This is a genomic window from Microbacterium barkeri (assembly GCF_027921765.1).
GTDB lineage: Bacteria > Actinomycetota > Actinomycetes > Actinomycetales > Microbacteriaceae > Microbacterium > Microbacterium barkeri.
Window position 1 is genome coordinate 182,083 of sequence record NZ_BSEJ01000001.1, and the last position, 13,279, is coordinate 195,361.

10 protein-coding genes are annotated in these 13,279 nt (G+C 72.6%); all 10 read left to right on the plus strand.

The window, feature by feature from the left end:
• Positions 1–16 precede the first annotated feature (16 nt).
• The 10 genes from PKE79_RS00930 (at position 17) to rpoZ (ending at position 13,203) form a co-directional block, all read left to right on the plus strand.
• Positions 17–3,265, plus strand: coding sequence for a DEAD/DEAH box helicase (locus PKE79_RS00930; RefSeq protein WP_438822809.1), 3,249 nt, complete (start codon positions 17–19; stop codon positions 3,263–3,265).
• A 70-nt stretch (positions 3,266–3,335) separates the two neighbouring features.
• Entirely contained in the window at positions 3,336–3,872 is a 537-nt protein-coding gene (gene pyrR, locus PKE79_RS00935; RefSeq protein ID WP_271171789.1) for a bifunctional pyr operon transcriptional regulator/uracil phosphoribosyltransferase PyrR, read from the plus strand.
• Positions 3,872–4,831, plus strand: a complete 960-nt coding sequence (locus PKE79_RS00940; RefSeq protein WP_271171790.1) for an aspartate carbamoyltransferase catalytic subunit — start codon at positions 3,872–3,874, stop codon at positions 4,829–4,831. Before pyrR ends, PKE79_RS00940 begins: the two co-directional genes overlap by 1 nt.
• Positions 4,828–6,138, plus strand: a complete 1,311-nt coding sequence (locus tag PKE79_RS00945) for a dihydroorotase (protein WP_271171791.1) — start codon at positions 4,828–4,830, stop codon at positions 6,136–6,138. The genes PKE79_RS00940 and PKE79_RS00945 overlap by 4 nt, the downstream gene beginning before the upstream one ends.
• Positions 6,135–6,644 carry a PH-like domain-containing protein gene (locus tag PKE79_RS00950; protein WP_271171792.1) on the plus strand — a complete coding sequence of 170 codons (510 nt, stop codon included), beginning with the start codon at positions 6,135–6,137 and terminating at the stop codon, positions 6,642–6,644. Before PKE79_RS00945 ends, PKE79_RS00950 begins: the two co-directional genes overlap by 4 nt.
• A complete protein-coding gene (gene carA, locus PKE79_RS00955; RefSeq protein WP_271171793.1) occupies positions 6,641–7,822 on the plus strand; it encodes a glutamine-hydrolyzing carbamoyl-phosphate synthase small subunit in 1,182 nt (393 codons plus the stop codon). Before PKE79_RS00950 ends, carA begins: the two co-directional genes overlap by 4 nt.
• Entirely contained in the window at positions 7,815–11,117 is a 3,303-nt protein-coding gene (gene carB, locus PKE79_RS00960) for a carbamoyl-phosphate synthase large subunit (RefSeq protein WP_271171794.1), read from the plus strand. The genes carA and carB overlap by 8 nt, the downstream gene beginning before the upstream one ends.
• Positions 11,117–11,968 (plus strand): orotidine-5'-phosphate decarboxylase, encoded by an 852-nt coding sequence (pyrF, locus tag PKE79_RS00965; protein ID WP_271171795.1) that lies wholly within the window; start codon positions 11,117–11,119, stop codon positions 11,966–11,968. The genes carB and pyrF overlap by 1 nt, the downstream gene beginning before the upstream one ends.
• Complete coding sequence (gene gmk, locus PKE79_RS00970) at positions 11,961–12,884, plus strand: guanylate kinase (RefSeq protein ID WP_271171796.1); 924 nt, start codon at positions 11,961–11,963, stop codon at positions 12,882–12,884. The genes pyrF and gmk overlap by 8 nt, the downstream gene beginning before the upstream one ends.
• A gap of 64 nt (positions 12,885–12,948) precedes the next feature.
• On the plus strand, positions 12,949–13,203 hold the full coding sequence (rpoZ, locus tag PKE79_RS00975) for a DNA-directed RNA polymerase subunit omega (RefSeq protein WP_156241330.1): 255 nt from the start codon (positions 12,949–12,951) through the stop codon (positions 13,201–13,203).
• The last annotated feature ends 76 nt before the right edge of the window (positions 13,204–13,279 follow it).

The window sequence follows — 13,279 nt, forward strand, 5'->3', positions numbered from 1 at the left end:
CGACGCCATCCGCAGGATGGCGGACGACGGAGCGTACGCGCGCGGGCTCGCGTACTTCCAGGAGGGCGCGGTCGAGCACGCGCGGTGGATGACCGACGGCGTCACCCTGACCGCGCGCGTCGCCGGATCGTCGGCGCGCAGCTACACCGTGCGGGTGCGGTTCGACGCGCGGACGTCGGCGATCGTCGCATCGCAGTGCAGCTGCCCCCTGCGCAGCCGCTGCAAGCACGTCGTCGCGGCGCTGCTCGCGGGCAACGCGCAGCAGCGGAACGCCGCGCAGGGGCGGCGCCCCGACGGAGCCGGCGCCTCGTGGCGCAGCCTCGTGACGCCCGCCGAGACCGCGACGGCGCCCGACACGGTCCCGCTCGCGCTCGGGGTCGAGCTGCGGCACCGGCCAGCGCGCTCGGCGGGCGGATGGCAGGCGCGGCGCGCCGAGGCCGCGCATCCGCGTCAGCTCGAGCGCGGCACGGCCGGCGAGCTGTTCGTGGGGCTGCGGCCGCTCCTGCGCAGCGACCGCTCGGGCGCGTGGATCAAGGGCGATGCGTCGTGGGACGCGGTCCGACGCCCCGGCAGCCGATTCCCGCACGCGCAGTCGCGCTGGTTCGCCGAGCTCTACAGCATCGCGCGCGACGTGTTCCGGCTCGACGCGTTCGGCGATGGATCGGAGTGGCTCACGCTCGACTCGATCCCGTCCGCCCTGCTCTGGACGCACCTGCGCGCGGCCGACGGCCTCGGCATCCCCCTCGTGCCGACGCAGAAGCTCCTCGACGTGCGGCTCGCGCGGTTGGCGTCCGCGCGGGTGCGCATCGACGAGGCGGACGACGGCGCGCTGAGCGTGCGGGCGGAGATCGAGATCGACGGCGCGCCGGTCGACCTCGCCTCGGTCCGCCCTGTCGCGCGCTCGGGCGTCTACGCGTTCGCTTCTGAGGGCGGACGCATCTCCCTCACGCTCGCACCGGTCGCGCTGGCCGATCCGGTCGCCCTCCTCGTCGGCGCGCAGGGCGAGCTCGACGTGCCGGCCGAGGATGCGGAGGAGTTCGTCCGCGACGCCCTGCCCGTGATCGCGCGCCGGGTCGAGGTGCGCGCTCCCGAGGGCATCGAGGTGCCGGAGCGGCCGGCTCCGCAGGCGGTGATCGCCGTGACGTTCCATCCCGGCGACCGCACGACGTATGCGCTGTCGTGCGCCTACGCGGGGCTCGCGCGCCATCCGCTGGGCGAGCCGGGCGGCCCGGCCTCGCCGGACCCGGATCGGGACGGCGCGGCCGAGGCGGCGCTCGCGGAGCGCATCGCGCGCGCGTGGGAGGGCGCTGCCGACGTGCCGTTCGCCCCGTCGGGCGAGCTGCGCGACGTCGACGCGGCGGAGTTCTCGGAGCGCATCCTGCCCGCGCTCGAGGCGGAGGGCGTCCGCGTCGAGACGAGCGGCTCGCGGCGGCGGTACCGCGAGCTCGCCGGCGTGCCAGAGATCTCGGTCTCGACCGTCGAGAGCACCGACGCCGACTGGTTCGATCTCGGCGTCGTCGTGACCATCGACGGCCGCCGCATCCCGTTCGCCCCGCTCTTCACCGCGATCAGCCAGCGCCGCAAGAAGCTGCTGCTCGCCGACGGCGACTACTTCTCGCTCGCGCACCCGGCGCTGCAGCGGCTCCGCGATCTCGTGGACGAGGCCGCGACACTGTCGGAGTGGGAGGCCGGACCGCGCATCAGCCGCTATCAGACGGCGCTCTGGGCGGACTTCGAGGACCTCGCAGACGAGTCCGCGCCGGCGGCGTCGTGGCGGGCGACGGCCGAGGGCCTGCGCGACATCGACCGGATCGAGCCGACCCCGCCGCCTGCGGGGCTCGCGGCACGTCTGCGGCCCTACCAGCAGGCGGGTCTCGACTGGCTCGCGTTCCTGTGGCGGCATCGCCTGGGCGGGATCCTCGCCGACGACATGGGGCTCGGCAAGACGATCCAGATGCTCGCGCTCATCCTGCACACGCGCGAGGCGGGGGAGCGGCGCCCGTTCCTCGTCGTCGCGCCCACGTCCGTCACCGCGACCTGGCGCGACGAGGCGGCGCGCTTCGCGCCATCGCTGCGCGTCCACCGGATCGACGCGACGCGCACGAAGCGGTCGGGCACGCTGGCCGACGCCGCGGCCGACGCCGACATCGTCGTGACGTCGTATGCGCTGCTGCGGCTCGACGCGGCGGAGTACGCGGGGGTCGAATGGGCGGGCCTCATCCTCGACGAGGCGCAGTTCGCGAAGAACCCGCAGACGGGCGTGCACCGGGCAGCGGCCGACCTCAGAGCCGACGTGACGTTCGCCGTGACGGGCACCCCGCTCGAGAACGGGCTCTCCGAGCTCTGGGCGCTCCTCTCGCTCGCGGCCCCCGGGCTCTTCCCCTCGGCACGGCGGTTCCGCGAGGAGTACATCGGGCCGATCGAGAAGGGGAAGGTCCCCGAGAACCAGGAGGGCGCCGACTACCGCGAGCGCCGCCTCGCCCGCCTGCGCCGCCGCATCCGCCCCCTCATGCTCCGGCGCACCAAGGAGCTCGTCGCGGACGACCTGCCGCCCAAGCAGGAGCAGAGGCTGCACGTCGAGCTGAGCGCCGCGCACCGCGAGGTGTACGACACCGTGCTGCAGCGCGAGCGCCAGAAGGTGCTCGGGCTGCTCGACGACCTCGACCGCAATCGCTTCATCGTGTTCCGGTCGCTCACCCTCCTGCGCCTGCTGAGCCTCGCGCCCGAGCTCGTCGATCCCGCGCACGCGCACATCCCCTCGAGCAAGCTCGACGCGCTCGTCGAGCAGCTGTCCGAGGTCATCGCCGAGGGGCACAGGGCGCTCGTCTTCAGCCAGTTCACGTCGTACCTCGACATCGTCGCCGCGCGACTCGATCGCGAGGGCATCGCGCACGCGCACCTCGACGGCTCGACCCGCGACCGTCCCGCCGTCGTGGAGTCCTTCCGCTCGGGCGACGCGCCGGTCTTCCTCATCAGCCTCAAGGCCGGCGGATTCGGGCTCACGCTCACGGAAGCCGACTACGTGTACCTCCTCGACCCCTGGTGGAACCCCGCGGCCGAGGCGCAGGCCGTCGACCGCGCGCATCGCATCGGGCAGACCAAGCAGGTGATGGTCTACCGGATGATCGCGGCCGACACGATCGAGGAGAAGGTCATGGCCCTGCAGGAGCGCAAGGCGCGCCTGTTCTCGGCGGTCATGGACGACGACGCGCTCTTCTCGCAGGCGCTCACGGCCGACGACATCCGCGGCCTGCTCGAGCCCTGACGCGCACCCGGTAGACTGGAGCCATCTGCACCTTTAACACCGTCCCGTGAGGCGGAGAAGGGAGCGGCGGATGAGCACGAGAACCGTGCTGCATGACGCTGACATCGCCCGTGCCCTGACGCGGATCGCCCACGAGATCCTCGAGTCCAACAAGGGCCCCGACGACCTCGTCCTCCTCGGCATCCCGACCAGGGGCGTCACGCTCGCCCGTCGTCTCGCGGCGCTCGTCGAGCGCTTCGGCGGCCGCCCCGTGCCCGTCGGCTCGCTCGACGTCACGATGTACCGCGACGACCTCGCGAAGCACCCCACGCGCGCGCCGCGCCCGACCGAGATCCCGCCCGGGGGCATCGACGGCCGGACCGTCGTCCTCGTCGACGACGTGCTCTTCTCGGGCCGCAGCATCCGCGCTGCGCTGGACGCCCTCAACGACATCGGCCGCCCGTCCGCCGTGCGCCTCGCGATCCTCGTCGACCGCGGCCACCGCGAGCTCCCGATCCGCCCCGACTTCGTCGGCAAGAACCTCCCGTCCTCGCGCGCCGAGCGCGTGAACGTGCGCCTCGCCGACGTCGACGGGGAAGAGCACGTGTCGATCGAGACGGCCGGCTGATGCGGCACCTGCTCGACACCCGCACGCTCGGCCGCGCCGACGCCATCCGCATCCTCGACGTCGCGGAGGACATGGCCGACACCCAGGAGCGCGAGGTCAAGAAGCTGCCGACCCTGCGCGGCCGCACGGTCGTCAACCTCTTCTTCGAGGACTCGACCCGCACGCGCATCTCGTTCGAGGCCGCCGCGAAGCGCCTCTCCGCCGACGTCATCAACTTCTCGGCGAAGGGATCGAGCGTCTCGAAGGGCGAGAGCCTCCAGGACACCGCGCAGACCCTGCAGGCGATGGGCGCCGACGCCGTCGTCATCCGGCACGGCGCGTCCGGAGCGCCGCGCACGCTCGCGACGAGCGGCTGGATCTCGGCCGGCGTCGTGAACGCGGGCGACGGGACGCACGAGCACCCGACGCAGGCGCTCCTGGACGCCTTCACGATGCGCAAGCGCCGGTACGGGGCGGCCAGTCGCGGTCGCGACCTCGCGGGCTACCGCGTCGCGATCGTCGGCGACATCCTGCACTCGCGCGTCGCGCGGTCGAACGTCTGGCTCCTCGCGACCCTCGGCGCCGAGGTCACGCTCGTCGCGCCGCCGACGCTCCTCCCGCAGGACGTGTCGCAGTGGCCCGTGACCGTGCGCTACGACCTCGACGAGGCCATCGCCGCGCGGCCCGACGCGCTCATGATGCTGCGGATCCAGCTCGAGCGGATGAACGCCGCCTATTTCCCCTCGGAGCGGGAGTATTCGCGGCGCTGGGGCCTCGACCCCGAGCGCTTCGCCACGCTGCCGGAGGATACGATTGTGATGCACCCCGGGCCCATGAACCGGGGACTGGAGATCTCCGCAGCCGCAGCCGACTCGCCCCGGGCCACCGTGCTCGAGCAGGTGCGAGCCGGCGTGTCGGTGCGGATGGCCGTGCTCTACCTGCTGCTCGCGGGGGAGCGGGAGAGCGAGGGAACGAAGTGACCGAGTCGACATCCCTTCTCATCCGAGGAGCCGCGATCGAGGGCCGCGAGACGGCCGACATCCTCGTCGAGGACGGCCGCATCGCGGAGGTCGGCACGGACCTCAGCCGGGCCGGCGCCCGCATCATCGACGCCGCAGGGCTCATCGCGCTGCCCGGCCTGGTCGACCTCCACACCCACCTGCGCGAGCCCGGCTACGAGGCGAGCGAGACCATCCTCACCGGCACCCGCGCCGCGGCCGCCGGCGGCTTCACGGCCGTGTTCGCGATGCCCAACACCTCTCCCGTCGCGGATGTCGCGGGCGTCGTCGAGCAGGAGCTCGCGCTCGGCGAGGCGGCGGGCTACGCGACCGTGCAGCCGATCGGCGCCGTGACCGTCGGCCAGAAGGGCGAGCGCCTCGCCGAGCTCGGCGCGATGGCCGACTCGCGTGCGCGCGTGCGCGTCTTCAGCGACGACGGGTTCTGCGTGTGGGATCCGCTCATCATGCGCCGCGCGCTCGAGTACGTGAAGGCGTTCGACGGCGTCGTCGCCCAGCACGCGCAGGACCCCCGCCTCACGGAGGGCGCCCAGATGAACGAGGGCGTCGTCTCGGCCGAGCTGGGGCTCGCGGGATGGCCGGCGGTCGCCGAGGAGTCGATCATCGCGCGCGACGTGCTCCTCGCCGAGCACGTGGGCTCGCGCCTGCACGTCTGCCACCTGTCGACCGCGGGGTCGGTCGACATCATCCGATGGGCGAAGAAGCGCGGCATCGACGTGACCGCCGAGGTCACGCCGCACCACCTCCTCCTCACGGACGAGCTCGTGCGCGGGTACGACGCGCGCTTCAAGGTCAATCCGCCGCTGCGGCGCGAGGAGGACGTCCTGGCCGTGCGCGAGGGCCTCGCGGACGGCACGATCGACATCGTCGCCACCGACCACGCGCCGCATCCCGCCGAGAGCAAGAGCTGCGAGTGGGCGGCCGCGGCCAACGGCATGGTCGGCCTCGAGAGCGCGCTGCGCGTCGTGCACGAGGCGATGGTCGCGACGGGCCTCATCGGATGGCAGGACGTCGCGCGGGTCCTGTCGAAGGCGCCCGCCCGGATCGGGCGGCTCGCGGGGCACGGCACGCCGATCGCGGCCGGCGAGCCGGCCGAGATCGCGCTCTACGACCCGCGGCCGTCCGCCCCGTTCGGCGCAGCCGACCTGCGCGGACGCAGCGCGAACTCGCCCTACCTCGGGCGCGAGCTGCCCGGTCGCGTGATGTGGACCATCCACCGCGGCTCCCTCACGCTCGCCGACGGCGAGCTCGTCGAGCGGGAGGGCGCATGAGCGCGTACCTCCCCGGCCTCCTCATGATGGCGGCGATCGCGGCGGTCATCCTCGGCGCGATGGCGTGGGGATGGCGCCGACGATCCCGGCGGGACGCCGGCACCTCCGCGCCCGTGCGCGCGGCGGAGGGCGCCGAGACGGCCCGCTTCGACGGCCTCTACGTCGCCACGACCCGCCACGACCAGCCGCTCGATCGTCTCGCCGTGCGGCACCTCGAGTTCCGGGCGAAGGCCGGCGTCACGGTGACCGACCGCGGCGTCGCCCTCGACCTCGCCGGCGTGCCCGGCATCTTCCTCCGCGCGGACGAGCTCGTCGGCGCGGGCCGCGCGACCTGGACCATCGACCGCGTCGTCGAGACGGACGGCCTCGTGCTCATCGCGTGGCGCGCCTCCGACGGCACCCTCTGCGATTCCTATGTGCGCCTTCAGGGCGGCGATCCCGACGCGCTCGTCGCGGCGATCGAAGACCTGCGCACCTCCCCGACCCCCACAGGAGCGACCTCATGACCTCTCTGCTCGACCGCGACCCCGCGGTCCTCGTCCTCGAAGACGGCACGCGCTTCGCCGGTTACGCCTACGGCGCGCGCGGCACGACCCTCGGCGAGGTCGTCTTCTCGACCGGCATGACCGGCTACCAGGAGACGCTCACCGACCCCTCGTACGCGGGTCAGATCGTGCTGCAGACCGCGCCGCACATCGGGAACACCGGCGTCAACACCGAGGACCCCGAGTCCCGCCGCATCTGGGTGTCGGGCTACATCGTGCGCGACCCCAGCCGGGTCGTGTCGAACTGGCGCGCGGAGGAGCCGCTCGACGCGGCGCTCGAGCGCGACGGCGTCGTCGGGATCAGCGGCATCGACACGCGCGCCGTGACCCGTCACATCCGCTCGGCCGGCTCGATGCGCGGCGGCGTATTCTCGGGCGAGGCCGCCGGCCTCGCCGCCGACGAGCAGCTGCGCCTCGTGACCGAGGCGCCCGCGATGGCCGGCCGCAACCTCTCGGCCGAGGTCTCGGTCGATGTCGCCGCCGTCACGCCCGCGCAGGGCGACCGCATCGGCAGCCTCGCCGTCATCGACCTCGGCATCAAGCAGGCGACGGTGGAGAACCTCGCCCGACGCGGCTTCGAGGTGCACGTGCTGCCGCAGAGCACGACCTTCGAGGAGCTCAAGGCCATCGACCCCGTCGCGGTGTTCTACTCGAACGGCCCCGGCGACCCCGCGGCGAGCGACGCCCACGTCGCCCTCCTGCAGAGCGTGCTGCGCGACGGCCTGCCGTTCTTCGGCATCTGCTTCGGCAACCAGCTCCTCGGCCGCGCGCTCGGCCTCGGCACCTACAAGCTGCCCTTCGGCCACCGCGGCATCAACCAGCCGGTGCGCGACAAGCTCACGGGCCGCGTCGAGATCACGGCGCACAACCACGGGTTCGCCGTGGACGCCCCGATCGACGAGGTCTTCGAGAGCCCCGCCGGGTTCGGCCGCGTCGAGGTCAGCCACGTGGGCCTCAACGACGACGTCGTGGAGGGCCTGCGCGCCCTCGACATCCCGGCGTTTTCCGTCCAGTACCACCCCGAGGCCGCGGGCGGTCCGCACGACGCCAACTACCTCTTCGACCGCTTCGTCGACATGGTGCGCGACACCATCTCGGCTCGCTCCGCTCGCTCAACGTCCGAGGAAGACAATGCCTAAGCGCCCCGACATCCAGTCCGTGCTCGTCATCGGGTCGGGCCCGATCGTGATCGGCCAGGCCTGCGAGTTCGACTACTCCGGCACCCAGGCGTGCCGCGTGCTCCGGGAGGAGGGCGTCCGCGTCATCCTCGTGAACTCGAACCCCGCGACGATCATGACCGACCCCGACTTCGCCGACGCGACGTACATCGAGCCGATCACGCCCGAGGTCATCGAGACGATCATCGCGAAGGAGAAGCCCGACGCGATCCTGCCGACGCTGGGCGGCCAGACCGCGCTGAACGCGGCGATGGCCCTGCACGAGCGCGGCATCCTCGAGAAGTACGACGTCGAGCTCATCGGCGCCAAGGTCGACGCCATCCGCAAGGGCGAGGACCGCCAGGTGTTCAAGGAGCTCGTCGTCGAGGCGGGCGCCGAGGTCGCGCGCAGCCGCATCGCCCACACGATGGAGGAGGTGCTCGAGGCGGCAGAGGACCTCGGCTACCCGCTCGTCGTGCGCCCCTCGTTCACGATGGGCGGCCTGGGGTCGGGCTTCGCCTACGACGAGGCGGACCTGCGCCGCATCGCGGGCGCGGGCCTGCACGAGTCGTCCACGACCGAGGTGCTCCTCGAGGAGTCGATCCTCGGCTGGAAGGAGTACGAGCTCGAGCTCATGCGCGACACGGCCGACAACACGGTCGTCGTCTGCACGATCGAGAACGTCGACCCGGTCGGCGTGCACACGGGCGACTCGATCACGGTCGCCCCGTCGCTCACGCTCACCGACCGCGAGTACCAGCGCCTGCGCGACATCGGCATCGACATCATCCGCGCCGTGGGCGTCGACACCGGCGGCTGCAACATCCAGTTCGCGATCAACCCCGAGAACGGGCGCATCATCGTCATCGAGATGAACCCGCGCGTCTCCCGCTCGTCGGCGCTCGCGTCGAAGGCGACGGGCTTCCCGATCGCCAAGCTCGCGGCCAAGCTGGCCCTGGGCTACCGCCTCGACGAGGTGCCCAACGACATCACGCAGGTCACGCCGGCCTCGTTCGAGCCCACGCTCGACTACGTCGTCGTCAAGGTCCCGCGCTTCGCGTTCGAGAAGTTCCCGGCCGCCGACCCCACGCTCACCACGACCATGAAGTCGGTCGGCGAGGCCATGGCGATCGGCCGCAACTACACGACCGCCCTGCAGAAGGCGCTCCGCTCCGTCGAGAAGCGCGGCTCGAGCTTCCACTGGGGCGAGGAGACGCGCTCGGTCGAGGAGCTCCTCGAGACGATCAAGACGCCCACCGATGGCCGCATCGTCGACGTGCAGCAGGCGCTGCGCCTCGGCGCGACGGTCGAGCAGGTCTTCGCGTCGACGGCCATCGACCCGTGGTTCCTCGACCAGATCGTCCTCATCAACGAGGTCGCGCAGGCCGTCGCCGACGCCGCGGAGCTCGACGAGCGGGCCATCCGCCTGGCCAAGGACCACGGATTCTCGGACGTCCAGATCGCGCAGCTGCGCGGCCTGTCCGAGGCGGAGGTGCGCGGCATCCGCCACGGCCTCGGCATCCGCCCCGTGTTCAAGACGGTCGACACGTGCGCGGGCGAGTTCCCCGCGCAGACGCCCTACCACTACTCGAGCTACGAGTCCGAGACCGAGGTCACGCCGTCCGACCGCCGCAAGGTCGTCATCATCGGCTCGGGCCCGAACCGCATCGGCCAGGGCGTCGAGTTCGACTACTCGTGCGTGCACGCCTCGTTCGCGATGAGCGACGCCGGATTCGAGACGGTCATGGTCAACTGCAACCCGGAGACGGTCTCGACCGACTACGACACCTCCGACCGCCTGTACTTCGAGCCGCTCACGCTCGAGGACGTGCTCGAGGTCCTCCACGCCGAGGCCCAGTCGGGCGAGATCTTCGGCGTCATCTGCCAGCTCGGCGGGCAGACGCCCCTCGGGCTCGCGAAGGGCATCGAGGACGCGGGCTACCGCATCCTCGGCACGAGCCCCGCGGCGATCGACCTCGCCGAGGAGCGCGGCCTGTTCTCCGAGATCCTCGAGCGCGCCGCCCTCGTCGCGCCCCGCAACGGCACCGCGACCGACGTCGAGGGCGCCGTCGCGATCGCCGAGGAGATCGGCTACCCCGTGCTCGTGCGCCCGAGCTTCGTGCTCGGCGGGCGCGGCATGGAGATCGTGTACGACACGGCGAGCCTGCGCGACTACTTCGTCCGCATCGCCGACCAGGCCATCATCGGCCCCGGCCAGCCGCTCCTCGTCGACCGCTTCCTCGACGACGCCGTGGAGATCGACGTCGACGCGCTCTACGACGGGCACGAGCTCTACGTGGGCGGCATCATGGAGCACCTCGAGGAGGCCGGCATCCACTCCGGCGACTCGAGCTGCACGCTGCCGCCGATGTCGCTCGGCCGCACCGAGATCGACCGCGTGCGCGAGGCGACCCTCGCGATCGCCCAGGGCGTGGGCGTGCGCGGGCTGCTGAACGTGCAGTTCGCGATCAGCGCCGGCGTGCTCTACGTGATCGAGGCGAACCCCCGCGCGAGCCGCACGGTGCCGTTCGTGTCGAAGGCGCTCGGCATCCCGCTCGCGAAGGCGGCGAGCCGGGTCATGGCGGGCACGACGATCGTCGAGCTCAAGGCGGAGGGCATGCTGCCTGAGCAGGACGGCTCGCGGGTCTCGCTCGACACGCCCGTCGCCGTCAAGGAGGCCGTGCTGCCCTTCAAGCGCTTCCGCACGCGCGAGGGCGCGGTGGTCGACTCCGTGCTCGGCCCGGAGATGCGCTCGACGGGAGAGGTCATGGGCATCGACCGCGACTTCCCGACCGCGTTCGCGAAGAGCCAGGCGGCCGCGTACGGCGGGATCCCGCTGTCGGGCACCGTGTTCATCTCGGTGGCCGACAGCGACAAGCGCGACGTCATCCTGCCCGCGCACCGTCTGCGCCAGCTGGGCTTCCGCCTGCTCGCGACCGAGGGCACCGCCGAGATCCTCATGCGCAACGGCATCGAGGTCGAGGTGGTCCGCAAGTACAGCGAGACGCAGGACTCGGGCGTGCCGAACATCGTCGACCTCATCAACGAGGGGCGCGTGGACATCATCGTGAACACCCCCAGCGGGATGTCGGCGCGCGCGGACGGCTACGAGATCCGCGCCGCGGCGGTGGGCGCCGACAAGGCGCTCTTCACGACCATCTCGGTGCTCGGCGCCGCGGTGAGCGCGATGGACTCGATGGGCGGCGGCTTCGGCGTGCGCAGCCTGCAGGAGTACGCCTCCGACCGCGTCCAGCGCGAGGCGGCGGTGAGCGCGTAGTGCCGTCGTTCGGAGAGCGGGTCCGCGCCGTCCTCGACGCGCGCGGCCCGCTCTGCGTCGGGATCGACCCGCACCTTCCGCTGCTCGCGCGGTGGGGTCTCGAGGCGGATGCCGCGGGCGCGCGGGCGTTCGGGCTGCGCGTCGTCGAGGCGGCCGCGGGGCGCGCGGGCTTCGTCAAGCCGCAGGTGTCGTTCTACGAGCGCTTCGGGTCGGCGGGGATCGCCGCTCTCGAGGACGTGCTCGCGGCGGCGCGCGCGGCCGATCTCGTGGTGATCGCGGACGCCAAGCGCGGCGACATCGGATCGACCATGGACGCGTACGGCGCGGCGTGGCTCACGCCGGGGTCGCCGCTCGAGGCCGACGCGCTCACGGTGAGCCCGTATCTGGGCGTGGGCGCGCTCGAGGGCACGCTGGCCCTCGCGGATGAGCACGGCAAGGGCGCGTTCGTCCTCGCCGCAACGAGCAACCCCGAGGCGACCGCCCTCCAGCGTGCGACCGCCGACGGCTCGAGCGTCGCGGCGGCGATCGTGGCCGAGGTGTCGGCGCGCAACGCGCGCGTCGCGCGCGAGGGGGAGTGGGGCAGCACGGGCTTCGTCATCGGCGCCACGGTCGACTGGCACGCGGCGGGGCTGGCGCCGTTCGCTCCGCCCGCGCCCATCCTCGCGCCAGGGTTCGGGTTCCAGGGCGCCGCCGCGGCCGCGCTGCCCGAGGTCTTCCGCGAGATGGCGCCGTGCGTCATCGCATCCGAGAGCCGCAGCATCCTCGCCGCCGGCCCGGACGGCCTCGCCCAGGCGATCGCCGACGCCGCGGCCGCCTACCGGGGATCGTCGGAGGGAGAAGCCGATGTCTGAGAGCACCGCACCGGGCCGTCCGAAGCCGCCCGAGGTGGACCGCGCCGCCGCATCACGGAAGGCGGTCGCCGCGCGGCGCGCGCGGGCGAGCCTCAAGCGCGACCTCGCGACCCGCGTCGTCACGCCGCAGGAGGTCCTGCGCCGCGCCGAGGCCGACCCGCAGTCCGCGGCCGGCACGATGCGCGTGCCCGAGTTCCTCATGGCGCTCCCCGCGATCGGCGAGGGCAAGCGCGACCGCGTGCTCGAGGAGCTGGCGATCTCGCCGGTCAAGCGGCTGGGCGGCCTCGGCAGCCGGCAGCGGCACGCTCTGCGCGGCTGGCTCGACAGTCGGATGCCGGAGCCGCAGGCTCGGCCCGGCCGGAGCCGGCTCATCGTCCTCGCCGGGCCGACCGCGGTGGGCAAGGGAACGGTCGCGGCGCACATCCGCGAGCACCATCCGGAGCTCCTCATCTCGGTCTCCGCGACCACGCGCGCGCCGCGGCCGGGGGAGGTCGACGGCCAGCACTACTACTTCGTCGACGACGCCGAGTTCGATCGGCTCATCGCGGACGGCGAGCTGCTCGAGTACGCGGTCGTGCACAACCGGCACCGCTACGGCACGCCGCGCAAGCCGATCGAGCGGGCCCTCGCCGAGGGGCGCGCCGTGCTGCTCGAGATCGACCTGCAGGGCGCCCGTCAGGTCCGCGCGGCCGATCCGTCGGCGACGCTCGTCTTCCTCCTCCCGCCGAGCTGGGACGAGCTGACCGCGCGGCTGGTCGGGCGCGGCACCGAGGACGAGGAGGAGCGGGCCCGTCGCCTGCGCACGGCGCGCACCGAGCTCGCCGCGCAGAACGAGTTCGATTTCCGCATCGTGAACGAGTCGGTCGCCGAGGCCGCGCGCCAGGTCGTAGACTTGGTGCAGGCGTCCGCGCGCTGACACCCGCGCGCCATCCCGCCATGGTCTCGACGAGCGACCGACGTCGCCGAACAGGAGGACTGCTATGAGCAGTGAGCACAAGGGCATCATCGACCCGCCCATCGACGAGCTTCTCGACAAGGTCGACTCGAAGTACCAGCTGGTGATCTACGGCGCCAAGCGCGCGCGTCAGATCAACGACTACTACACGGACCTCCACGAGGGGAACCTGTTCGACAACGTCGGGCCCCTCGTCGACTCGTCGGTCGAGGACAAGCCGCTGACGATCGCGCTGCACGAGATCCACCAGGACAAGCTGCGCCTGCGCCCCGCGGAGTGACCGCGTAAGAACTCGTCACACCGACAGGGCCTCCGTCACCGCGTGTCGGGGGCCCTCGTCATACTGGAGGGCGCGG